Origin of the sequence: Burkholderia sola, from assembly GCF_905400185.1 — a bacterium.
GTDB lineage: Bacteria > Pseudomonadota > Gammaproteobacteria > Burkholderiales > Burkholderiaceae > Burkholderia > Burkholderia sola.
The window spans coordinates 2290063-2311943 of sequence record NZ_FR989676.1 but is presented as its reverse complement, the minus strand read 5'-3'; the positions used below and the strand labels follow the sequence as shown (position 1 = coordinate 2311943).

At 61.8% G+C, this 21881-nt stretch carries 18 protein-coding genes and 1 pseudogene; 8 read left to right on the top strand and 11 right to left on the bottom strand.

The genetic code is table 11. The features are described 5' to 3' along the window. The first annotated feature begins 56 nt into the window (after positions 1-56). Together KR541_RS26795 and KR541_RS26790 are read left to right on the top strand one after the other, a co-directional pair. Positions 57-1502, top strand: coding sequence for an NAD-dependent succinate-semialdehyde dehydrogenase (locus tag KR541_RS26795; protein ID WP_050011075.1), 1446 nt, complete (start codon positions 57-59; stop codon positions 1500-1502). A 372-nt stretch (positions 1503-1874) separates the two neighbouring features. Then, positions 1875-4811, top strand: coding sequence for a Tn3 family transposase (locus tag KR541_RS26790; RefSeq protein WP_216090248.1), 2937 nt, complete (start codon positions 1875-1877; stop codon positions 4809-4811). Between the two features lie 289 nt (positions 4812-5100). On the opposite strand, the gene KR541_RS26785 is transcribed toward KR541_RS26790, so the two are convergent. The 10 genes from KR541_RS26785 to KR541_RS26740 all read right to left on the bottom strand — a co-directional run bounded on the left by KR541_RS26785 (position 5101) and on the right by KR541_RS26740 (position 13628). Beyond that, positions 5101-6591 carry an ISNCY family transposase gene (locus KR541_RS26785; RefSeq protein WP_050017844.1) on the bottom strand — a complete coding sequence of 497 codons (1491 nt, stop codon included), beginning with the start codon at positions 6589-6591 and terminating at the stop codon, positions 5101-5103. A gap of 456 nt (positions 6592-7047) precedes the next feature. Then, positions 7048-7494, bottom strand: coding sequence for a hypothetical protein (locus KR541_RS26780; protein ID WP_124906032.1), 447 nt, complete (start codon positions 7492-7494; stop codon positions 7048-7050). Further along, the gene (locus KR541_RS26775) at positions 7491-7694 is read right to left on the bottom strand and encodes a hypothetical protein (RefSeq protein ID WP_175033142.1); all 204 of its coding nucleotides are present in this window, start codon (positions 7692-7694) and stop codon (positions 7491-7493) included. The genes KR541_RS26780 and KR541_RS26775 overlap by 4 nt, the downstream gene beginning before the upstream one ends. Before the next feature lie 231 nt (positions 7695-7925). Next, positions 7926-8861 carry a hypothetical protein gene (locus KR541_RS26770; protein WP_216089907.1) on the bottom strand — a complete coding sequence of 312 codons (936 nt, stop codon included), beginning with the start codon at positions 8859-8861 and terminating at the stop codon, positions 7926-7928. A 269-nt stretch (positions 8862-9130) separates the two neighbouring features. After that, the gene (locus KR541_RS26765) at positions 9131-9328 is read right to left on the bottom strand and encodes a CsbD family protein (RefSeq protein ID WP_124906022.1); all 198 of its coding nucleotides are present in this window, start codon (positions 9326-9328) and stop codon (positions 9131-9133) included. Positions 9329-9504: 176 nt separating this feature from the next. Further along, complete coding sequence (locus KR541_RS26760; RefSeq protein ID WP_124906028.1) at positions 9505-9930, bottom strand: PRC-barrel domain-containing protein; 426 nt, start codon at positions 9928-9930, stop codon at positions 9505-9507. Between the two features lie 669 nt (positions 9931-10599). Further along, entirely contained in the window at positions 10600-10797 is a 198-nt protein-coding gene (locus KR541_RS26755; protein WP_216089906.1) for a hypothetical protein, read from the bottom strand. Between the two features lie 482 nt (positions 10798-11279). Continuing rightward, positions 11280-11453, bottom strand: coding sequence for a CsbD family protein (locus KR541_RS26750; RefSeq protein WP_012328521.1), 174 nt, complete (start codon positions 11451-11453; stop codon positions 11280-11282). 139 nt (positions 11454-11592) lie between these two features. Next, positions 11593-12063, bottom strand: coding sequence for a PRC-barrel domain-containing protein (locus KR541_RS26745; RefSeq protein ID WP_216089905.1), 471 nt, complete (start codon positions 12061-12063; stop codon positions 11593-11595). 266 nt (positions 12064-12329) lie between these two features. Further along, positions 12330-13628, bottom strand: coding sequence for an NRAMP family divalent metal transporter (locus tag KR541_RS26740; RefSeq protein WP_175033208.1), 1299 nt, complete (start codon positions 13626-13628; stop codon positions 12330-12332). A gap of 966 nt (positions 13629-14594) precedes the next feature. On the opposite strand from KR541_RS26740, the gene KR541_RS26735 reads away from it, so the two are divergent. Both KR541_RS26735 and KR541_RS26730 read left to right on the top strand, forming a co-directional pair. Further along, on the top strand, positions 14595-15182 hold the full coding sequence (locus KR541_RS26735) for a BPSL1445 family SYLF domain-containing lipoprotein (RefSeq protein WP_216090014.1): 588 nt from the start codon (positions 14595-14597) through the stop codon (positions 15180-15182). A gap of 432 nt (positions 15183-15614) precedes the next feature. Beyond that, positions 15615-16334, top strand: a complete 720-nt coding sequence (locus KR541_RS26730) for a Crp/Fnr family transcriptional regulator (protein ID WP_174911959.1) — start codon at positions 15615-15617, stop codon at positions 16332-16334. Positions 16335-16430: 96 nt separating this feature from the next. On the opposite strand, the gene KR541_RS26725 is transcribed toward KR541_RS26730, so the two are convergent. Next, positions 16431-16859: a PRC-barrel domain-containing protein gene (locus KR541_RS26725; RefSeq protein ID WP_105801296.1), complete on the bottom strand. Its 429-nt coding sequence runs from the start codon at positions 16857-16859 to the stop codon at positions 16431-16433. Positions 16860-17681: 822 nt separating this feature from the next. On the opposite strand from KR541_RS26725, the gene KR541_RS26720 reads away from it, so the two are divergent. The 4 genes and pseudogenes from KR541_RS26720 (at position 17682) to tkt (ending at position 21873) form a co-directional block, all read left to right on the top strand. Beyond that, the gene (locus KR541_RS26720; protein WP_175868027.1) at positions 17682-18170 is read left to right on the top strand and encodes a Spy/CpxP family protein refolding chaperone; all 489 of its coding nucleotides are present in this window, start codon (positions 17682-17684) and stop codon (positions 18168-18170) included. A gap of 136 nt (positions 18171-18306) precedes the next feature. Next, the gene (locus KR541_RS26715; protein WP_252996688.1) at positions 18307-18570 is read left to right on the top strand and encodes a hypothetical protein; all 264 of its coding nucleotides are present in this window, start codon (positions 18307-18309) and stop codon (positions 18568-18570) included. Between the two features lie 347 nt (positions 18571-18917). Then, a pseudogene (locus KR541_RS26710) lies at positions 18918-19703 on the top strand (PRC-barrel domain-containing protein). Positions 19704-19797: 94 nt separating this feature from the next. After that, on the top strand, positions 19798-21873 hold the full coding sequence (gene tkt, locus KR541_RS26705; protein WP_175868025.1) for a transketolase: 2076 nt from the start codon (positions 19798-19800) through the stop codon (positions 21871-21873). Positions 21874-21881 lie beyond the last annotated feature (8 nt).

The following is a 21881-nucleotide window of genomic DNA, read 5'->3' as shown; positions in this document are numbered from 1 at the left end:
GCGTGCGGCCGTTCGCGGCCGCGCGCGTTTTATCGACGCAATGTAGGGGTGTCTGGATGGCTAACGTGACTTATACGGATACGCAACTGCTGATCGACGGCGAGTGGGTCGACGCCGCGAGCGGCAAGACGATCGACGTCGTGAACCCGGCGACCGGCAAGGCGATCGGCAAGGTGGCCCACGCGGGCATCGCCGATCTCGACCGTGCGCTCGCCGCCGCGCAGCGCGGCTTCGAAGCATGGCGCAAGGTGCCCGCGCACGAACGCGCGGCGACGATGCGCAAGGCGGCCGCGCTGGTGCGCGAACGCGCCGACGCGATCGCGCAGTTGATGACGCAGGAGCAGGGCAAGCCGCTCACCGAAGCGCGCGTCGAAGTGCTGTCGGCGGCCGACATCATCGAATGGTTCGCGGACGAAGGGCGCCGCGTGTACGGCCGGATCGTGCCGCCGCGCAATCTCGGTGCGCAGCAGACGGTCGTGAAGGAACCGGTCGGCCCGGTCGCGGCGTTCACGCCGTGGAATTTCCCGGTCAACCAGGTCGTGCGCAAGCTGAGCGCCGCGCTCGCCACTGGTTGTTCGTTCCTCGTGAAGGCGCCGGAAGAAACCCCGGCGTCGCCGGCCGCGCTGCTGCGCGCGTTCGTCGATGCGGGCGTGCCGGCGGGCGTGATCGGTCTCGTGTACGGCGATCCGGCTGAAATCTCGTCGTACCTGATTCCGCACCCGGTGATCCGCAAGGTCACGTTCACGGGTTCGACGCCGGTCGGCAAGCAGCTGGCCGCGCTCGCGGGCCAGCACATGAAGCGTGCGACGATGGAACTGGGCGGCCACGCGCCGGTGATCGTCGCCGAGGATGCGGACGTCGCGCTCGCAGTGAAGGCCGCCGGCGGGGCGAAGTTCCGCAACGCGGGACAGGTCTGCATTTCGCCGACGCGTTTCCTCGTGCACAACAGCATCCGCGACGAATTCACGCGCGCGCTGGTCAAGCATGCGGAAGGGCTGAAGATCGGCAACGGTCTCGACGAAGGCACGACGCTCGGCGCGCTCGCGAACCCGCGACGCCTGACCGCGATGGCGTCGGTCGTCGACAACGCGCGCAAGGTCGGCGCGAGCATCGAGACCGGCGGCGAGCGGATCGGCGCGGAAGGCAACTTCTTCGCCCCGACCGTGATCGCGAACGTGCCGCTCGAAGCGGACGTGTTCAACAACGAGCCGTTCGGCCCGGTCGCGGCGATTCGCGGGTTCGACAAGCTCGAGGATGCGATCGCCGAGGCGAACCGTCTGCCGTTCGGTCTGGCCGGCTACGCGTTCACGCGTTCGTTCGCGAACGTGCATCTGCTGACGCAACGCCTCGAAGTCGGGATGCTGTGGATCAACCAGCCGGCGACGCCGTGGCCGGAAATGCCGTTCGGCGGCGTGAAGGATTCGGGCTACGGGTCGGAAGGCGGGCCGGAAGCGCTGGAGCCGTATCTCGTCACGAAGTCGGTGACGGTGATGGCGGTTTGATGGTCGGTTGAGGGTGGGCGCGCTGCAGTTGGGGGCGCGCCCGATTGGCAGATTTTTCAGCGTATGGACGTATTCGAGATTGCCGAACCCGCGCCATAGAGGGTGATCATGGCTATTTAAAATTTGACATAAGGTGAACTAGCGACGTTTTAGGGTCGCAAGAAAATTCTGCATCGAGCAAGCTCCTTGTTGAAGCACGCCACCTGGTCTCAACGACGACTGCTCGCGCAGCTTGAGCGCCTCGGCTCGTTTTCGTTCCGACACCATTCTTAGGCGATCGACACCTGCAGCCGCCATCCCGACTTTCCCCGTAGCACCTCATTTTTTACCTCGCTACGCTGGGCCGCTTTCGTCATCGATGCGGAGTGGCTGATGGACCACTGGCGATTGGCATATCTCGGGATCCGGCAGGTGCCGCGCGAGCTGAGCGAGTTCGAGCTCGCCACATTCTTCACGTTTTCCAAGCGGGAGCGTGTTGCCATTGATTCAAGACGCACCGATCTCTTTCGGCTTGCGGTCGCGTTGCACATCGGTTTTCTGCGCATGACCGGCCGGCCGCTCGGCTCGTACAAGCAGATTCCCACGGTTCTATGGCGACATCTTGGCCGACAACTGAATGTAAAGCCGCCAGACCTCGGCACGTTACGTTCACTTTACGATGGCAACCTCAAGACCTTATCCGACCACCAGCGATTTGCTCGGGACACCATCAATTTTCGCTCCATCGCGGAACATCAACGTCGGTATGTCATCCGTTGGCTCAAAGAACAGCTTACCGGCCGCCCGGAACGCGGCCAGTTGACGAACGATCTCAAACGTTGGTTCTACGACCATCGCATCGTGATACCACCGGAACGCATGCTCAGGCAGTTTGTCGTCCAGGCCGTACGCGACATCGAGGGGCAACTGCACGGCGCGCTCGAGCATGTTGTCGGTATAGAAAAACTCGAGAGTTGGGCGAGAATTCTGGCACTGCCCCATGGCGAACATTCAAGTCTCCAGCGATGGCTGTGGGCCGTCCCGTTGCGTAACTCGACCCATCAGATGAGCGAGATCCTCGACAAAGTCAATTTGCTCACGATGCACGAGGTGGCAACGCGTTGGCCGGTTGAATGCAACGATGCCATGGTGCGCCACTACGCCCGCCGGTGTGCAAGTCGCCCGCCATCAATCAGCAAGCGAATCGAACCCCAAAACCGACGAATCGAAGCCGCCTGTTTCATGCGGTATTCCCTCTGTATTGCGACTGATCAGGTACTCGAGATGCTCCGGCGGTGGGTACTGAAGGTTGTCAACGACACGTCACGCGAAGTGGATGCGATGCGGATGAAGGCCGCGGATCAACTCCGCGAGTTCGCGCTTGCCGTCAAAGCACTCGCCAATGATGAAACCCTCTCGCGCGAACAGCTCGGTGAGAGGCTTTGTCTGCTTGCAGATGATGTTTTGCAACCGCATCCCACCAGCCGTCGGAGCCAGATCCGGCAGTGCCTGGTCCGAAAGCGGTACTACGCCCGTAACCTTTTGAATCGGATCGTGCAGCTGCCGTTCGAGGCCGAGGGTGCTCATCCTGTAATCGATGCCCTCTCGTTGTTACGTGTGCTATATCGACGCCGCGCTTATCTTCTGCCCGACGGAGTCAATATCAGGCTTGGGCGGGCGTGGCGCGAGGCGATCGATGGCTACGATCGGCTGCGGGCCATGATTGCCTTCGAGTGGGCCACCCTCTTTGCGCTCCGCGTCGCCCTGCGCAACGGCTCGGTTTTCATCAACCACAGCTTCTCGTTCAGAAGTCAGTCGCATATGCTGATCTCGGCCGAGCAGTGGAAGGCAAAGCGTAACAATCACTATGGACACCTCGGCCTGCCCCAAGACCCGAACGAATTTCTCGGACCAATCCTTGAACAGCTCGAACAGCGCCTCGCATCACTCGATGATGCCGTGGTCAATGGTTCGATCCGGGTTGACACTGCCGTCCACCTCGACCCGATTGCTGCGCAGGATCCAGACGCAGAAGCCGATCAACTTCGCCGTCAGATCTTCGAAGCTCATCCGCCAGGCCAATTTCCTGAGATCATCCTCGAGATCGATAGTGCGACACGCTTCAGTTGGATCCTGCTTGGACGCGAGCCGCGGTCACGCACCGAGTTACTGATGGTGTATTCGGCGATACTGGCTCACGGCACCTCGCTGACGGCAGCTGATATTTCTCGGATGGTCCCGGAAGTGTCAACTGAGGCGATTCGCCAAATGATGAAGCGTCTCGCGGACGAACGAATGCTGCGTACAGCGGCCGACGCCGTCCTTGAATTCATGCACGAACACCCGATCGCCGCCCACTGGGGGCGAGCCGATCTAGCGTCGTCCGACATGATGTCGCTGGAGACAACCGGGACGATTTGGCGAGCGCGTGCGGATCCACGTCGCCGGACTGCATCCATCGGGATGTACACGCATGTGCTGGATCGTTGGGGCATTTTCTACGACCAGCCCATCATCCTGAATGAGCGACAAGCAGGCGCAGCAATCGAGGGCGTCGTCCGGCAAAGCGCAACCAAGGACATCGCTCAACTCGCCGTCGATACGCACGGTTACACCGATTTCGCGATGGGCGTGTCCCGGGCACTTGGCTTTGATTTATGCCCTCGCCTGTCACACCTTCGTGACCGACGTCTGCACGTGCCTCGCAGTCAGGTGGTGCCGGCGCGGCTCGCAGGGGTCACGGATCGGGACGTCCGACTCGGTCTCATCGTTGACATGTGGGACGAGTTCGTGAGGATCGCCGCATCGATTCGCTCTGGCCAATGCACGGCTATCGAAGCGATTGCCAGATTCGGATCAGCTGCTCGAGGGCAGGCTGTGTACGATGGCGGCGTTCACATCGGCCGCTTATTCCGAAGTATTTTTTTGATCGACTACTTCACAAATGCCTCTTTCCGGTCGGAGTTGCAACATGCCCTGAATCGGGGAGAAGCGGTGCATACCGTGCAACGCGCAATTCACATCGGTCGCATTCCGGTGGAGCTAGCTCGGCGCCAAGAATCGCTCGCGGCAGTGTCATCGGCGTTGACCCTGCTCTCGAACATCTTGATGGCCTGGAACACCACCCACATGCAACGAGCCCTGGAGAACATCGAAGCTAGTCGGAGGCAGCCGATCGCGACCGAGCAACTCCGGCGAATCGCCCCAACTCATATCGAAGGCATCAACTTGCGCGGCACCTTCAATTTTCCCGTGTCACTGTACGCAAAGCGGATCTTGCCGAGCATCGCTGCCGACAACCCCATTCCGTCAACCAGTCGGAGCGCCTAACGACGGGGTGAACTGGCGCCGCCGGTGAAGGGACCTCTCATCTTCGATTCACCTCGTCCGGAGACACCCCCTGCTTCGATAGCGGAGGGTAGACACTAAGCCATTGTTTTATCGGAATTAATATTTAGGGCCGCAAGGCAAGGCCTTGCCAGGCCTAAAGGCGTCTAACCGGAAAAGCGCACGGAAATCAAGACCACCCCTACCCGGATTCAGATGTCCACCTTCCAGCTATTTAAAAATGTCCGGTTTTTAGGTTGGTTTTGCTGCGTCTTTTTCCTCGTTTTGAGCATTACGCAGTGTCGAAGGTCGGCGCCTGAACGGGCAGGGCGCTTACGTTTGTTTCACTAGCCTTTGCAGACCGACGGCCAGGTTTGGTTGGCGGCTTTGCGGTTTGCCGACGTTGCGCCAGCTCCACGATCACATGCTCGACGTCGGCCTGCGTGATCTCGCGTTGCTTCTTCTTTCCCGCTTGCGGGTCGTTTCGATTGGTCCGGGTTGAGTCGCCGCGATGTGTCCGTGACGGCGCTTTACCGATTCGGCTGTTATCGCGTTGCGCCTGAAGCGCTTGCGCGACCTGCAGCACATGACTCAAGCGCTTGTGCTCAACGACGGCGCCTTGATCGATTTCGGTTAGGCGGTCGTACTGTCTGTAGTCCAACACCCGGTCGTCAGCCCGTAGTTCAATCCGTCCATCCGGGTACTCCCACACCTCGATCTGCCGGTCAATCAACTTCCGATTCTCCGGCGTGTCCTCCAGCAAGTACAGCACCCGGTCGTACTGCACCGTCAGCGACTTCGTTACTTTCCGCGGCTCGCGCCACGTCAGCGCCAAGTCCAGACTCTCGTCGGCCCGCAGCGGCCGGTGCGCATTGAAGTCACTCTTCGGCGGCTTCGCGAAGCGTGTGTTGTAGGCGGCCATGAAGGAGGGCGCGTAAGCGTTGGCGTCGGCCACCGTGTTGATTCCGCGCAATCGCATCTCCTTGACCAATCGGTCCTGCAACGTCAGGTGTGCGCGCTCGACGCGCCCCTTGGCTGAACTGCTGTTCGCGCAGAACGTGTCGATGTTCAGCTCGTACATCGCGCGGCCGAACGGCGTCACACGGTTACCGGTCTTGCCTGGCTTCACGTTGCGGAACACGCTGGCCTTGTCGCTGTAGAACGCTCCGGGCTTGCCATGGCGTTCGATATACGCCCGCGTGGCCTCGAAGTAGCTGAAGGTCGATTCGGTCTGCGTGAAGTGCAGCATCATCAACCGGCTCGTCGCGTCGTCGACGTACACCAGCAGCGTGCAGGCCGGCGCCCGTTCCTCGAACCATCGATGATCGCTGCCGTCGATCTGGATCAGTTCACCGAGGCACGCCCGGCGCGCTCGCGGCTGATAAACCTTCGGCGGACGCTGCCGACGCGGAATCCAGAGGCCAGCCTCCGTCATCAGCTTCCTGACCGTCTCCTTGGCCAGCCGAATGCCGTGACACTCCCAGAGCTTCTCGCAGGCCAGCGTCGGCCCGAAATCGGCGTAGCGATCGCGGATGATCGACAGCGCCCGGTCCACAATTACCGCGTCCAGCCGGTTGTTGCTTGGCTTCGCATACCGTCCCGACACGAGACCTTGAGGCCCGTGTTCCCGCAGCCTGGCGACCAGCCGGCGAACCTGCCGGGTCGTCAGCTCCAGCCGTTCTGCCGCACGCCATGGCTTGAGCTTGCCGTCCGCCACGTCCTGAATGACCTTGAACCTGTCCAGTTCGCGCATCGTCATCGTGATCCGTTCCGTTGCAGCCATCGCAGCCTCCGGCGCCGGACAACCGGCAGCCGGTCAGCTTACGATGGGTCGAAAAACGGACATCTGAACTTAGCCAGAAGCGGACATTTGAACTTAGCTACTACAATCGACAATGTCGCTAGTTCACCTTATGTAAAATCGAATAGGAATGCGAACCATGTGGCTCCATGACGCGCCGTCTGGGACTCGAGCATTGACACTGGCAACCAGATCTCGGTGAACCATCTCTCGTGGACAGATCGCACGTCGTTGACGCTGTCGATCGTACCGTCCCACGACCTACCGGCGTCTTCTGGTGCGCGTTTCGCTCGACGACGATGTCCGAGTTTGCGATCTAAAGGTTCGGCGCGGTTGCGGCGAACCCGCGCGTGACGAACGGGTGCTCCATGAAATCGCCGTCAAGGGTTTCCCCACGTGACATCAAGCACCGTTAGCGCGGCTTGTGCAGCGCCAGTCTCAGGGCCTTGCGCAGACGATGGCTGTGAGAATAAATGGAATGACCTGATGCGCGACGGCCTTGCTGCCCGCAAGCCGAGAATGCTCTTCGACCGAATCGATCGGCGCCTTGACGACGACGCCGTAAATCGAGCCCGGCAGAGGGTGGCCGCTTCCTTGCCTGAACAGCGCGTCATACTGCTCATAGGCGAATACGGCATAGACGCTGAAGCCGAACACCGTGAGCGCGGCGTCACTGGTAGGCCGGAATGCGTTGATCGAATTCTGTTCGACCCGCATCGGATCGCGATCGATATAGCCGTGATTGAACAGGCGCACGATGAACGCGTGCGCGTTGGTTTTACAGTCGAACTGCGCGTCTAGCGCATACGCGTGGCTCGGCGCGGGGGCGAGCCAGACTCCGCCCGCAAAGAATGCGGCCAGTGCATTGAGGATGATTTTTCTCATGGCAGTTTGCGCGAACCTGATAGGTCCGCCGTGCTCGTCACCCGTACCACGTGCCCCGATTGGACAGGCACGCTCCAATCCGCGATCTTTCTGCCGATCTTGTCGCGCAGGTGCATGCCGACCGTCTTGCGATCCGACAACAGCGAGGCTGATGCCGCGGCGACAAGCGCGGCGGATAGAACCCGTGTGATTGCATTCATGGTGGCGCTCCGTTTCGGTGACGACGGCCCGACCGTAAGCGATGTAACGGGTCGCATCCCGAGTCGTCCTGCGCGCTCTGGCCACATGGACCCCGGCGCTTGATCCGAACGTGCGTCCGATCACTCGAAGCCGAACCGCACCGCCAACCTCCGATTTGCGGAACGACTTCCATGACGAATCGCAGTGCGCCGGCGCCGGCGCGCGCGTATCTCGCAGGCTCATCCCCAGCGCTACTGCTCGGTCTGCTGCCGCAAGTATTCGTCATATTTCATCTGCATGTACTGTTGCCGATCCATTTCATGCAGTTGTCGCGGATATCGCTCGCTGGCGTCGAACCAGTCGGTCAGGCGTTGCTTGAGTCGCTTGTCGGGCGGGCTGGACAGCGCGCCGAGATACGCATCGATGGCCAGGTAGTAGCGCATCGTGTTGCGCTCCATGAGGCCGCGCATCCCGCCGATGTATTCCGCCTGAGCCGCGGACGGATCGGCGATGTTGGTGAAGCCAACCTTGCCGCGACCGAAGGCGGCCAGATAGGTTTTCATCGCAAGACGCCCGATCACGCCGTAACTATAGGCATAGGTCAGATGCAGAAACGTGCGATTGTCGCCAAGCGCCACCGCTTCCAGCGCAATCCGATAATCGCGGGTATTCAATGGTCCCCGGTCCGCATGGAGCTTGACCTGCAGGTATCCCGGGCCGGTGGTCGCCGCGTCGTATTCGAATTGCACCTGGTAAGTCATGCTGAGCTCCTCGGCAACTTCCTTCTTGCTGACGTTCACGATCAGCGTATTGCCGCCGCCGCCGGCAGTACGGCAATACTTGATATTGGGGTGCAGGATTAATGCGTCGCACCAGTTCAACGGGCCTCGCGAAGGGTCATTGAACGCGCCGTTGACGGTCGCGAACGGGTAGGCCATCACCGCGTAGACCTCACCCTTGAGCGTGGAAGACGATTCCTCCGAGTCGAGATACAACGGGCGCTCGAACTGGTTGTGATCGAGCCGGGGAATCAGTTGCCGGTAAGCCTCTCGCAAGTTGGCCACGTCGTCCGCACCGTCCACAGGCGTCCCTCCCAGGCATGGCAGGCTGCACGCCATCAGCATCGACGCCATCAGCGCCACCTTGCGTAGCGCGTGGCTGGTTGGGCTTCCGGCAGATGCACTCATCGATTTGCTCCGGCTCGCGACGGCATGCGCGTTAGGCTGATCGCACGCGAGACATTTCTTTCGTCGACGCGGCTGGCGGATGTCGCCGCGCGTCGCGGCGCGCACGGGCATGCCCGGCGCCAATACATTGGGTGAAAAACCTGCGCAGAATCCGCGCCTCTACGTTCTGTCCTGCAATCCGCGATACGAGGTAACGCCCGACTGCGGCGATTGTGCGGCGATGGATGCCGCAGTATCGCGGCATCCATCTGTCGCGGCCGACACAGCGATCAATGCGTCTTCTTCGCTTGCTTCGCCTGCTGCCTGATCGCTTCCTTGGCGTCGCCGTACTTCTTCTGCACTTCTCCGACTGCTTGCTGGGCATCGCCTTTGACTTCCTGCTTCGTGTCGCCAGTGGCTCGGCCAATTTCCTCGTTGACCTTGCCCTTTGCCTTCTCCGCGACGCCCTTGACTTGATCCTTGTTCATTGCGAATGCTCCGGTCACAGCTGCTGGATGGATGACCTGCCGCCCGTCGCGATGAGCGCATCGAGCGATGCACGCGATACGGCAGAATCTGAAAAGCAGCAATCGCTCACCGCATTCCGCAGTCACGCTGGCGCGTGCGTGGCGGAATGCCGGCAGAGCCTCCTCCTGACGTGCCGCTACATCGGCGGCGTATTACCCGAATGAAGCGCCCCGCCCCATTGCGAATCCGCCACCGCAGGCCAATGGTCCTTGTCGAATCCGGATGCGCTCTTCATCCGTTCTTCTGTTACGTCGAGCCGGAAGCATTTCTTGCCGGTATCGAGGGTGAACGCGCTCCACGGCACCGCGAAAAGTTTGTCGCCTATCCCGAGGAAACCGCCACACGACAGCACGGCGTACGCGATCCGGCCGCTGCCAACGTCTAGCATGATGTCTACGACCTTCCCGATCTCCTTGCCATCGGATGACAAGACGTTATCGCCGGTCAGCGTGGTAGCCGCCATGACATCAGGACCAGGCCCGCCTGTGGTGGTTGCGCGACCGATGATGCGGGCGCCGCTGCCGTTGCTCGGAAGTGGATTGCTGGGAGAAACAGGTGTCATGATCAGCTCCGGTATTCGTTGCACGAATTGCCGGCGAGCGTCGCCGGCCAGCGTGACGGTGCGAAGCGCGCGCCGATCGGACTCTGTTCCGAGCCGGGACGATGCGCGCTTCGCCTGCAATCGCCCGCCGTCATTCGGGCCGAAACATTCTCGATTCGAGCAGCGTTTCGGGCTGAAATGCGCGCTGGTTTCCGCGCTATGCCCAGCCTGGATCATTGCCGTATCACACTGCGCATCGCCTCGAGCAGCACCCGCTTTCGGCTCCGGTATCCATTGCTGTCGACGAGATGACATTGGAAGCGCGACGGATGTACGATGCTCGTCGACGTGCCGTGCCGAGGCTCCCCCTGTGTCGATGTGTGCTCGGTGCGCGTACCGGGCATGCGGCTGGAGAACACATCCGAACTGTCGTGGCATGCGTACCAGTCAACTCAACCTACCCTATACGCGAGCAGCCCGGGAGTCGGTACGCTGCCGTACCCATGCGGGAACGGCAGTGATGCGGTCGCATCGTGGGATGCGGTCACAGATTGCCTGTTGCGACGCTGTCTTGGTCTCAAGCGTCGATTGAAAACGGCATGCCGATTTTCGATCCATGCGGACATCGACAATGGCGTATGCGCCTGCACCCTCCGCATGCCGGGGTCACTCAAGACAAGTCGGGAACGGTCAGCCGGTAGCGGGCGACTTAACCGAAGTGATTCGGCGATTCGGCGATTCGGGGATGGAAAGCGTGTTGCCGGTCAGTCCCGGTCGCTGCGCATCGTGAGAAATCATGCCGTCCTCCAGGATCGCGCACATTGCGACGAGCAGCATGATCGCGACGGCCACGAGTCCCGCATAGCCGATGATCTTGAGCGTCTTCATTTTGCTTCCTGCGATAAACGATGGCTGTCGCGACCTGGATCGTTTTGATCGCGGTCGTTGACCAGCCATCGCGTGACAAGCACGTAAACGAGATGCCCTATCTCAATCCCAAATAGCCGAGGACGAACAGAACGATGACCACGGCTCCAACGAGCCAGACAATGTTGTACATGGCAACTCCCCTCAAGTTAGACGCCGACCTGATCTGCTGCGCGGCTTGTGGGCCACGGAGCCACGCGGGCGAAGCTTCCAGCGATACCCGACGTTTTTCCGCAGCAAAGACTTGCGCGATTGAGCCGGTTATCGGTTCGAAGACGCGCCTCGCGACGGGGGCCGGGAACCCGATGCGCGAAGGACGAAACTTGACGTTCTCGCATCCGACAGCGCATGTCTGTACGGTAGTAGCCGCAGTGAGGTTGGCACGATGCGTGAAGCACCGTGCGAGAGGGGAATAGCCCCCCTCGTGAAGCCTATGTGTCCAATCAGGCTTTTTTGACAGCTTCCTTGGCGTCGCCAAGATTCTTGCGCGCCTGGCCGGCTGCTTGCTGGAGATCGCCTTTGACTTCCTGTTTCGTGTTGTGCGTGGCACGGCCAATGACCTCATTCACCTTGCCTTTGACCTTCTCCGCAGTTCCCTTGACTTGATCCTTGTTCATGGTAGAGCTCCAATACGTAACTGATCTGTGGATGCTGCTGCTATCTGTTGCCGTCAGGTGATGACACCGTCCGACCGGTGAATCGGTATTCGATAAAAATCATCAGATATCCATATTTTTACCGGCTGGCGAGGGTGTTTTAATGTGTGGGCGGACGATTCGTGGCGGCGTCTGGGGTCGCTGACCAGTACGGCTGCCGATTGTAGAACTTGTGAAGCGACGAACCCCACTGCTCATCCGCCATCGACGGCCAATGGTCCTTGTCGAACGCGGGCGCATTTTTCACGTGGTCCGCGGTAACGTCGAGCCGGAAGCATTTTTCGTCCGTGTCCAGGGTCAGCGCACTCCACGGAATGGCGTAAAGTTTGCCGCCGATGCCGAGAAAGCCCCCGCTTGACAGCACGGCATAGGCAACCCGGCCGCTACGTACGTCCAGCATGATGTCTGAAATCTTCCCGATCTCCAGCCGGTCGGACGTGAAGAGCTTGTTTCCCTTGAGCGTATCGGCTTCCATCACGTTGGGGCCGGGCCCGTCGCCGGCCCCGCTGCCGACAATCGCCGCACCCGTATCGCTGGTCGATGGCCGATGGGTCGGGTCTAATATCGTCATGATTCCCTCCTGGTTTCATTTCGCGGGACGCCGGAGCGGATCGCCGGCTCGCCGTGATGGACGGCACACACCGGTCACGCGATATGAACGGTTACGTGCCGGACAGGTGTCGCCTCTGGCCGCCCTACCCGTTGCGCACCTGCCGCTCACGCTGAGCGCCCGGTGCATCGTAAAGGGAGAGCGAGTTGCAACGATGCGCGGTGCCGGGATACGAAGTCGGTACGGCGCCGTACCGGGCCGCGAGAATGAACGATCGGAGCCGATGCTCAGATGAAAACGAACATCGCGATCACGGCGGCGCCCATCACACCGGTTGAAAGCCATCCCACCCACCGCAGCAGCACGGGCGTGACGAAGGCGCCCATGACCTTTGGGTTCGACGCCATCAGCATCATCAGCACCATGATCGGTACCGACGTGACGCCGTTGATGACCGCGCTCCAGAACAGCGCCTTGATCGGGTCGATCGACGTGAAATCGAGCGCGAGGCCCACGACGGTCGCGAGCACGATGATCGCGTAGAACCGTTTCGCCAGTTGCGGCTCGAGCGCGAGGCTGTTTTTCCACTTGAACGTGCCGGCCATCGCGTAGGCCGCCGACCCGGCCAGCACCGGCAGCGCGAGCAGCCCCGTGCCGATGATGCCGAGACTGAAGAGCAGGAACGCAAACTGCCCTGCGATCGGTTTCAATGAGGAGGCGGCCTGCGCCGACGTCTGGATATCGGTGATATGGTGCGCATGCAGCGTGACCGCAGTCGTGAGAATGATGAAAAACGCAACGAGATTGGAAAATGCCATTCCGATCGACGTATCGAGGCGGATGCGGCTCAGGTTTTCCGGCCCTTGCGACGGCATTTTCGTCAGCGCCTGCTGTCCCTCCTTCGCCTGCAGTTCCTCGACCTCCTGTGATGCCTGCCAGAAGAACAGATACGGGCTGATGGTGGTGCCGAACACGGCGACTACCGTCGTGATGTAGCCGGTGCTCCACGAGCCGTGCGGAAGTACCGTGCGCAGCGCCACGGTCGCCCATGGGATCTGGACCGCAAAGATCACGCCGACGTAGGCGAACAGCGCCAGGGTGAGCCACTTGAGGATACGGACATACCTGCGGTACGGCACGAACATCTGCAACACCAGCGAAAACACGCCTAACACGACCGTGTAAGCCCGCGTGGGGCCGCCGACCAGCAGGTTGACGGCTGCGCCCATGGCCGTCAGGTCGGCCGCGATATTGATCGTGTTCGCCACCAGCAGGAGGATGACGGTGCCATACAGCAGCCACCGCGGGTAATGACGTCGCAGATTCGTCGCGAGACCATGGCCGCTCACCCGGCCGATCCTCGCGCTCACGACCTGAATGGCAACCATCAGCGGATAGGTCAGCAGGACGGTCCACAGCATGTCGAAGCCGAATTGCGCACCCGCCTGCGAATAGGTGGCGATGCCGCTCGGATCGTCGTCCGCCGCACCGGTGATCAGTCCAGGTCCGAGCTTCGTCAGCCACGAGTCGGCCTGGCTATCGACATCGCTGCTGAGTGTTGCGGACGGATCCTTGTCGTATTCCATAAACGTCCCGAGCGGCGCGCCACCTGTTGATTGCATGAGCGAATCTGCTATTCATGCCGCGCACCAGTCTTGGTTTGGCACCCGCAGTGATTGACCAGGGCGCCACCGCGAACGCGTGCGGCGTGCCGCCGATTGAACTGTGCCGGAACGGCTGTCCATTGCGAAGCCGTAACATCGGACATGATGAAACGGGCCTCAAGGAACCTGACCGGCCGGGTTCACGTGATGACCGCAGCCGACCTACCATCCTTCCCGTTGCCCGGACCCATGCGCCCCCTGGTCATCGGCACGCCCCGAGTGATTCATGTGGTCACGGGAAGGGCCGCGTTGATTCCACCCGCTTTCGTGACCACCACCGTACGAGCCGCCATACCCCCCGCCTCGATCACCACGATAGCCGTCGCCGGGTACCCAGAGGCATCCGGCAAGCATGGTTGCAATGGCGGCAAGACCGACATAGATAGATGAACGCATGTTGCTCTCCTTACCAGTCGCATTCGAGTGTGGCGCTTCGTTTGATCGACCGGAGACGAATGACGGAATCATTCTCCACAGATGTGAACCACGTCGATGTTCGTGAAGAGATCGCGCACGAATGCATGGTCGCGGGAGACATCCTCCTGTAGACGAGGTTGCGTGTCTGTACGATGAAGGACGCTTGCGGTGGCGGACCGGTGGAAGCACGTTGTCGCCATCGCGATTCTCCGCAACGAGGTTTGACATACGTTGCCGGACCGGTTGCACGACATTGACCGACACGGGCCAACCTTGTTGTCGGCTTGCCAAAATCGACATGCCGGACGTGACGCGCGCCGACAGTCGACATTCCGCCCACACGGCTCGCGTGCTGCAAAGCTGAACGAGACGCGGGCCAGGGCGGATTTTGCGTCTTTGTACGCTGTCGTACCGCGTCCGCAGCCGCCCTGGCGTAGCGTCAGAAACGCCATCAACAACCAGGAGACGACGATGCTGAGACGAACATTCATATTGGGTACGCCGGGATCCATCCTTGCCATTTCCCTTGCGGTTTCGGGTTGCACGACGACCGGCACATCCGACGCCAGCGGCCACCAGGCCGACAAACGCCGCACCATCGATGCAGGCGTCGACTCGACCCTTGCACGCCTTTACACGACCGCCAAAGGGTCGCGTGAACTCGTCGGCAAGGCACGCGGCGTGCTGGTATTCCCGTCCGTCATTGCGGCCGGCTTCGTCCTCGGCGGCCAGTACGGTGAAGGATCGCTGCGCGTTGCCGGCAGCACGGTCGGGTACTACAGCACCACGACCGGCTCGATCGGGCTGCAGATCGGCGCGCAATCGAAAGCCACCATTTTCCTGTTCATGACCGCGGATGCGCTTGATCGCTTCCGTAACAGCGAAGGCTGGTCGGTGGGCGGCGACGCATCGGTGGCGGTACTGAAAGTCGGCGCGAACGGCAATGTCGACACCAGCACCGCGACCGCGCCGATCGAAGCGTTCGTCCTGACGAACAGCGGGTTGATGGCCGGTGTGACGCTCGAGGGAACGAAGATCACGAAGCTGACGGCGCTGTAGCGCTCACGCTCAAGTCCTGCTGGGTGAACCAACCGGCCAACACGTCGATCCGATGGCGCGGCGGCAGATCAGAGTTCAACACGCCTGATACGCACATAGGCGTGCTCGTGCGCGGAGCTTGTCTGGCAACGTACCGGACGCGCGCGAGTCATCGCGGCACACCGTTTCGCGGTCGACGCGGAGTAGGCCTGGCGACCGCGATTTCCCGTCAAACGCTCCGTGAAATATCGGTTCCGTATCGAGCGCGCGCGATTGCGCGCACCTTGATGAGACATGTGTCGGCACTATAATTTTCGAAGGTAGGCTCGTATTCGAACGGCCACCCCGCGTTCATCGATAAAAGGGACACATTGCCGCCTTCCGCCGATTCCCGCAGCGCCCACATCGGCCGGATGCTCGTTCGTCAGCCGGACGCAAGCGCAGGAGCCACACATGCAGGACAACCCGCCCCTTACCGAAAATCACCTGCTTGCCGCGCTGCCGGAAAACGAGCGCGCCCACTTCGCTGAACACCTGACGCTCGTCGAGATGCCGTTGGGAAAAGTGCTGTACGAGTCGGGTGGCCAGCTTCATCACGTCTTTTTTCCGACCACGTCGATCGTTTCGTTGCTGTATGTGATGGAGGACGGCTCGTCCGCTGAAATCGCGATCGTCGGGCATGAAGGCATGATCGGCGTGTCGTTGTTCATGGGCGGCGAAACGACCCCGAGTCGCGCCGTCGTGCAAAGCGCGGGGCAAGCTTACCGGCTCGACGCGAGCATCCTGAAAGAAGAATTCCGGCGCGGCAACGCGATGCAACGCCTGTTGTTGCGCTATACCCAGGCGCTCATCACGCAGATGGCTCAGACCGCGGTATGCAACCGGCATCACTCGATCGATCAGCAACTGTGCCGCTGGCTGCTGCTCAGCCTCGACCGCCTGCCTTCGAATCAGCTGCGCATGACGCAGGAACTGATCGCCAACATGCTGGGCGTGCGCCGGTCGGGCGTGACGGAAGCGGCATTGAAGCTGCAGGACGCGGGCCTCATCCGCTACAACTACGGCCATATCGAGGTGCTGGACCGGCCCGGGCTCGAAGAGCGCGTGTGCGAGTGCTACGGCGTGGTCAAGCGCGAATTCGATCGCCTGCTGCCCGATCTGAAGCGACTCTAGCCGCCTCTGCACCGCAGCGCGGCGCGAACGACTCCAAATGCTCGATTCCGTGACCATGCGACTGCCGGTGCGATGGAAGTCCTGCCCTACCTCGTCTCATCCGACCACCCAGTACGGCGTCCGGTTGTAGTACTGGTGAAGCGACAATCCCCACTGTGATTGCGTCATCACCGGCCAATGCTCGTCGTCGAAGCCCGGGGTGCCCTTGACGTGGGCGGCGGTCACGTCCAGATGGAAACATTTGTCGTCGGTATCGTATTCCATCGCACTCCACGGAATGGCGCAAAGCATCTCGCCCGTTCCTCCGCTGCAAACAACCGCGTAGGCAATTTTGCCTTGGTGCAAGTCGAGCACGATGTCGAAAACATTCCCGATATCCTCGCCGTCCGACGCGATGATCCTGCTGCCCTTCAGCGCATCCGCAGTCGTCACCATATGACCGGATTCATCGCCGGTATCGCCTTCGACAAGCTTGCCCCCGTTGCTATCATCCCCAGATCGATTCGGGGTGTTGAGCATTCTCATGATGTCCTCCTTGGACAAGATCCGGGAATATTCATGGTGTATACAGTCTCGACATTGACACTCAACGCACGAGAGAACGCTGCGCGCACCGGCATCGGAAGTCGGTACGGTTCCGCACCTGGACACACCGGAAATATCAGCTTGCCGTCGCTCCGACAGATACCACTGCGTTCATCGATATCGCTGAATACGGGTGACAACTCGATGGGTCCTTGTCACGCAAAGCGCCGATCAGCGCCGCGCAACCTGCGTTAACGGTGCTTGATCTGCGACGACTTCCGGTGATGCTTTCGATGGGCCGGGGTGGCAATCATCGCGGTGACACCGCCTATCGCCGGCGGATCGCTGGCGGGGAACGTCCCCCAGACGGCCTCGTCGACGTTGCATTCGCTCTTGGCGCCATTCGTATGCTGCTCTCGATACCTGCTGCGCATAACCGCCTCCATGGCGCTGAGAGCCGGACGAGGCCGGCCCGGATTCGACGGGCTGCGTGCCGGCAACACGCCAGCGTGGAATGCAGCCGGTCACGACGCCAGCACAGGCCCGATTTGAAAACTCCACCGGGCACGCGCGCGGCTTGCGTCGCTGCCAGATCGGCCATGATCTCGACTCATCCGGACTGCGCCGACAAGCGCGCATGCCGGTCCGCGCAAGCGCAAGGCCATTCCGGTTCCACTCGCCAGGTGGACCGGCAAACCGTTCGGCATCGGACAGACTGAGCCCCCGCATCCCGCGTAGAGCTGGGCTATCGGACCGAATCCGCCGCCGACCGGATGCGTCGCGGTACGTCGACTCCTTCCCGATTTTTTACCAGGATCCGCCATGACACTCGCTCGTCTCGCCCTCCCCCGACAGATTGCCGGCGCGTTCGCCGTGGCGGCGACAGTCGCCCTCGGCGCAGCCGTCTTCTCCCCGCTCTCGATTGCCGCCGGCCCCGCACCGGATCAATCACAGCCCCACGTCATGACCGTCGCGGCCCAAAAGTCGGTCGACGGGCGCATCAACAGCCTGCACCAGCGACTTGGCATCACACCTGGCCAGGAATCCCTGTGGCAGCCAGTCGCGCAGGTCATGCGCGATAACGCGAACGCGATGGAATCGCTCAGGAAGATCCGTAGCGATCACGCGAGCACCATGAGCGCGATGGACGACCTCCATTCCTATGGCGATGTTGCCAACGCGCACGCCGATGGCGTCAAAAAGCTGACCACGGCATTTCAACCGCTATATGACAGCATGTCCGATACGCAAAAGCGGAGCGCGGATGCGATTTTCCGTGGCAATGGTCGTCACCTGATCAAGAAACAATAGTTCCGGACCTTCCGCTGATACCGGCTATCCATGTCAGTCACGGACCAGCGGATCGCTGATCGACCGTACACAGGAGAACATGATGGACGTTTCTATCGGACATGCACGTCGAAACATAATGGCGCCGAGATCGGGCATGCGACTCGTCGGCTTGATCGTCGCGATCGGCTGCCTTTTCGCCGCACCGCAGTTGCATGCGGAGAGAATGAATCACGGTTGGGACCAGAGCAATCACGCGCGCATGAGACATCAGGGTGGTCGCCACTACGACCATTACCGGAACGGCGGCCACGAAGGTTATAACGGCGACGAGGAGTATGCGTATGGCGCGCCTCCGATGGTTTACGCGCCGGCACCGGCACCGGGCATCTCGCTGTTCATACCGCTGCGGCTGCGTTGAGACACGAACCGAATCCGGCAGCCTCGGTCGCCCGGCAGCCCGTCGACGTGGCGATCCTCACTGCTTCGCGATCCCGACGACGAAGACCGAGAGGATGTTCCGCGACGTGCTGGGAAGGACGGCTCGCCGCCGGATAGCCCCCCGTGCTCGAACCGGTGCACGCTTTGTACGGTTTCGTACCGCATCGGCCATTCGTCGCGTGTAGCGTTTCAACCATGCCGGCCATCCGAGGAGACGCGATCGGCAGGAATCGCTCCGCACCGACGGATGAACGACTGGATGCCACGGTGTGGCAGGCAGTTCAGCCGGATCACCGACGTGCCGGGCATCGCTCTGGCGAGGACATCATGTTGCGAAGCATTCGAAGGTTGCACGGAGACACGGTTCGAGCGAAGGACGGCGATATCGGGCACATCCACCAGGCCTACTTCGACGATGACAACTGGTGCATCCGTTACCTCGTCGTCGAGACGGGCGACTGGCTGCACGACAGGCAGGTGCTGGTTTCGCCGTATTCCGTCACGCATGCCGACCCTGAAACCCGCACGCTATACGTCAGCCTGACGCAACAGCAGGTGAGAGACAGCCCGAACGTGGACACGCACAAGCCGGTATCCCGCCAGCACGAAATCGAGATCCTGCGTTACTACAACTACCCGACTTACTGGGGCGGGCCGAACCTTTGGGGAATGGGCGCGTACCCGGCTTTCGATCCCGCCGGGCCGTCGCAGGACCCTGAAGCGGGCGATCCGCTTTTCTCGGGCACCGCGCCGCCCAGCGCACCGGCGGATACGCATTTGCACAGCACCGGCGAGGTCGACAGATATCGGCTCGAAGCCACGGACGGACATATCGGCCACGTGTCGGACTTCATTTAGGACGACGAAGCGTGGGTGATCCGCTACCTGGCGATCGACACGTCGAGCTGGTGGTCGACCGGCAAGGAAGTGCTGGTCGCGACCCACTGGCTCGACCAGGTGGACTGGTCAACGGAAACGGTATCGACCACGCTCACGCGCGATGCAATCCGCCGGAGCCCTCTATACGACGATTCGCAGCTCGTTCATCGCAGCTACGAAATCGAGTTGCACGACTTCTACGGCAAGCACGGCTATTGGCACGGAGACCGATGACGCAGACCGGTAACGCAGACCCGCGCAACGGGTAGCCAACGCAACCACCATGCCGTACGGGATATCCCGTGACCGGACGCCAGGGAGCAACTGCATGACCTCAGCCGTTTTCCCGCCAACCGAAGATGCGGCACTCGATACGCTTTGCATCAATACGCTGCGCTTCCTGTCGATCGATGCCGTGCAGAAAGCGGCGAGCGGTCATCCGGGCTTGCCGCTGGGCGCAGCACCGATGGCCTATGCATTATGGATGCGCCATCTCAAGCATCATCCCGCCAATCCGGCGTGGCTTGATCGGGATCGCTTCGTCCTGTCGGCCGGACATGGCTCGATGCTGTTGTACAGTCTGCTTCACCTGACCGGCTACGACCTGCCACTCGACCAGATCGGTCGCTTCCGGCAATCGGGCAGCCTCACGCCCGGCCATCCGGAGCGCGGCCTGACGCCCGGCGTCGAAACGACAACCGGCCCGCTCGGCCAGGGCTTCGCCAACGCCGTCGGTATGGCGATTGCGGAGACACAGCTTGCTGCATGCTACAACCGCCCCGGCTTCGAGATCGTCGATCACCACACCTACGCGCTCGTCAGCGACGGCGACCTGATGGAAGGCGTCGCAGCGGAAGCCGCATCGCTGGCCGGCCATCTCCGGCTCGGCAAGCTGATCTGCCTGTACGACGACAATCGGGTCACGCTGTCCGCCGGTACCGCGATCACCTTCACCGAAGATCGCGCGCAACGGTTCGACGCCTACGGCTGGCATACCGAAACGGTCGACGACGGCAACGATCTGGCCGCCATCGACGCGGCGTTGGTCAACGCGCGTGCCGAGCAACTGCGTCCGTCGTTGATCCTCGTGCGCACGCATCTCGGCTACGGCTCGCCCAACCGGCAAGATACCTACCAGGCTCACGGATCGCCGCTCGGCGACGCCGAGGTGCGCCTGACCAAGCACAACGTCGGCTGGCCGCCCGACCCCGCGTTTCATATCCCTGCACCAGCGCTCGCGCATTTTCGTCGTGCACTGACGGAGGGGCGAGCCCGGGAAGAGCACTGGAACGCAATGTTCGCAGCCTATGCGCGCGCGTTTCCCGAGCTGTCCGAGGCGCTGCTGAACACGATGCGCGGCACGCTGCCCGACAGGTGGGATCGCGATATCCCGGTCTTTCCGGCCGATCCGAAAGGCATTGCGACGCGGGTTGCATCCGGAAAGGTGCTGAATGCCCTTGCCTCCCGCGTCCCTTCGCTCGTCGGCGGCTCCGCCGATCTGAATCCTTCCACTTTTACCGGGCTGACCGGGTTCGGCGATTTCGAGGCCACCGGCGTGAACGCGCTCGACCGGCAAGGCTCCGATGGCGGCGGCTGGAGCCGCAGCGGCCGCAATCTGCATTTCGGCGTGCGAGAGCACGCGATGGGCGCGATCCTGAACGGCCTGGCAACCCACGGCGGCATCCTGCCGTTCGGCGCGACTTTCCTGATCTTTTCCGACTACATGCGTCCGCCGATCCGGCTCGCCGCATTGATGCGCCTGCAGGTGATCTATGTGTTCACGCACGACAGCCTCGCCGTCGGCGAGGACGGTGCGACGCACCAGCCGATGGAACAGCTTGCCAGCCTGCGCGCGATCCCGGGCCTGCTGGTGATTCGACCGGCCGATGCCAACGAGACGGCCGTCGCATGGCGGGTGGCGCTCGAAGCACGGGAGCAGCCGACCGCGCTGGTCCTGACCCGCCAGGACGTCCCGACGATCGATCGCCTTCGGTTCGCGCCGGCCGAGGGCTTGCGGCGCGGCGGCTACGTGCTGGCCGACGCCCCCGACGGCCACCCCACGCTGATCCTGATCGCGACAGGCTCGGAAGTCGCGCTCGCGCTGGCAGCGCACGCCGCACTGCTCGCGCGCGGCGTCGCGGTTCGGGTTGTGTCGCTACCTTGCTGGAGATTATTCGACGCGCAGCCCAAGTCGTATCAGGACGCCGTGCTGCCGAAGTCGGTCGGCGCGCGGCTAGCGATCGAAGCGGGGGTATCGCAGGGCTGGCACCGCTATGTCGGTGATCGTGGCGACGTGCTCAGCATTGCGAGCTTCGGCGCGTCGGCGCCGGGCGACGAGCTGATGCGCGATTTCGGCTTCACGGTCGAGAACGTCTGCGATCGCGCGCTGAAACTGCTGGCGTGATCATTGGG

Bases quoted from the DNA above. Each gene is read 5' to 3' on its own strand.
- KR541_RS26760 (WP_124906028.1), bottom strand. From the start codon at position 9,930: ATGACACCTGTTTCTCCCAGCAATCCACTTCCGAGCAACGGCAGCGGC.
- KR541_RS26740 (WP_175033208.1), bottom strand. From the start codon at position 13,628: ATGGAATACGACAAGGATCCGTCCGCAACACTCAGCAGCGATGTCGAT.
- KR541_RS26735 (WP_216090014.1), top strand. From the start codon at position 14,595: ATGCTGAGACGAACATTCATATTGGGTACGCCGGGATCCATCCTTGCC.
- KR541_RS26725 (WP_105801296.1), bottom strand. From the start codon at position 16,859: ATGAGAATGCTCAACACCCCGAATCGATCTGGGGATGATAGCAACGGG.
- KR541_RS26790 (WP_216090248.1), top strand. From the start codon at position 1,875: ATGGACCACTGGCGATTGGCATATCTCGGGATCCGGCAGGTGCCGCGC.
- KR541_RS26780 (WP_124906032.1), bottom strand. From the start codon at position 7,494: ATGAGAAAAATCATCCTCAATGCACTGGCCGCATTCTTTGCGGGCGGA.
- tkt (WP_175868025.1), top strand. From the start codon at position 19,798: ATGACCTCAGCCGTTTTCCCGCCAACCGAAGATGCGGCACTCGATACG.
- KR541_RS26715 (WP_252996688.1), top strand. From the start codon at position 18,307: ATGCGACTCGTCGGCTTGATCGTCGCGATCGGCTGCCTTTTCGCCGCA.
- KR541_RS26745 (WP_216089905.1), bottom strand. From the start codon at position 12,063: ATGACGATATTAGACCCGACCCATCGGCCATCGACCAGCGATACGGGT.
- KR541_RS26750 (WP_012328521.1), bottom strand. From the start codon at position 11,453: ATGAACAAGGATCAAGTCAAGGGAACTGCGGAGAAGGTCAAAGGCAAG.
- KR541_RS26770 (WP_216089907.1), bottom strand. From the start codon at position 8,861: ATGAGTGCATCTGCCGGAAGCCCAACCAGCCACGCGCTACGCAAGGTG.
- KR541_RS26785 (WP_050017844.1), bottom strand. From the start codon at position 6,591: ATGGCTGCAACGGAACGGATCACGATGACGATGCGCGAACTGGACAGG.
- KR541_RS26755 (WP_216089906.1), bottom strand. From the start codon at position 10,797: ATGAAGACGCTCAAGATCATCGGCTATGCGGGACTCGTGGCCGTCGCG.
- KR541_RS26730 (WP_174911959.1), top strand. From the start codon at position 15,615: ATGCAGGACAACCCGCCCCTTACCGAAAATCACCTGCTTGCCGCGCTG.
- KR541_RS26775 (WP_175033142.1), bottom strand. From the start codon at position 7,694: ATGAATGCAATCACACGGGTTCTATCCGCCGCGCTTGTCGCCGCGGCA.
- KR541_RS26795 (WP_050011075.1), top strand. From the start codon at position 57: ATGGCTAACGTGACTTATACGGATACGCAACTGCTGATCGACGGCGAG.
- KR541_RS26765 (WP_124906022.1), bottom strand. From the start codon at position 9,328: ATGAACAAGGATCAAGTCAAGGGCGTCGCGGAGAAGGCAAAGGGCAAG.
- KR541_RS26720 (WP_175868027.1), top strand. From the start codon at position 17,682: ATGACACTCGCTCGTCTCGCCCTCCCCCGACAGATTGCCGGCGCGTTC.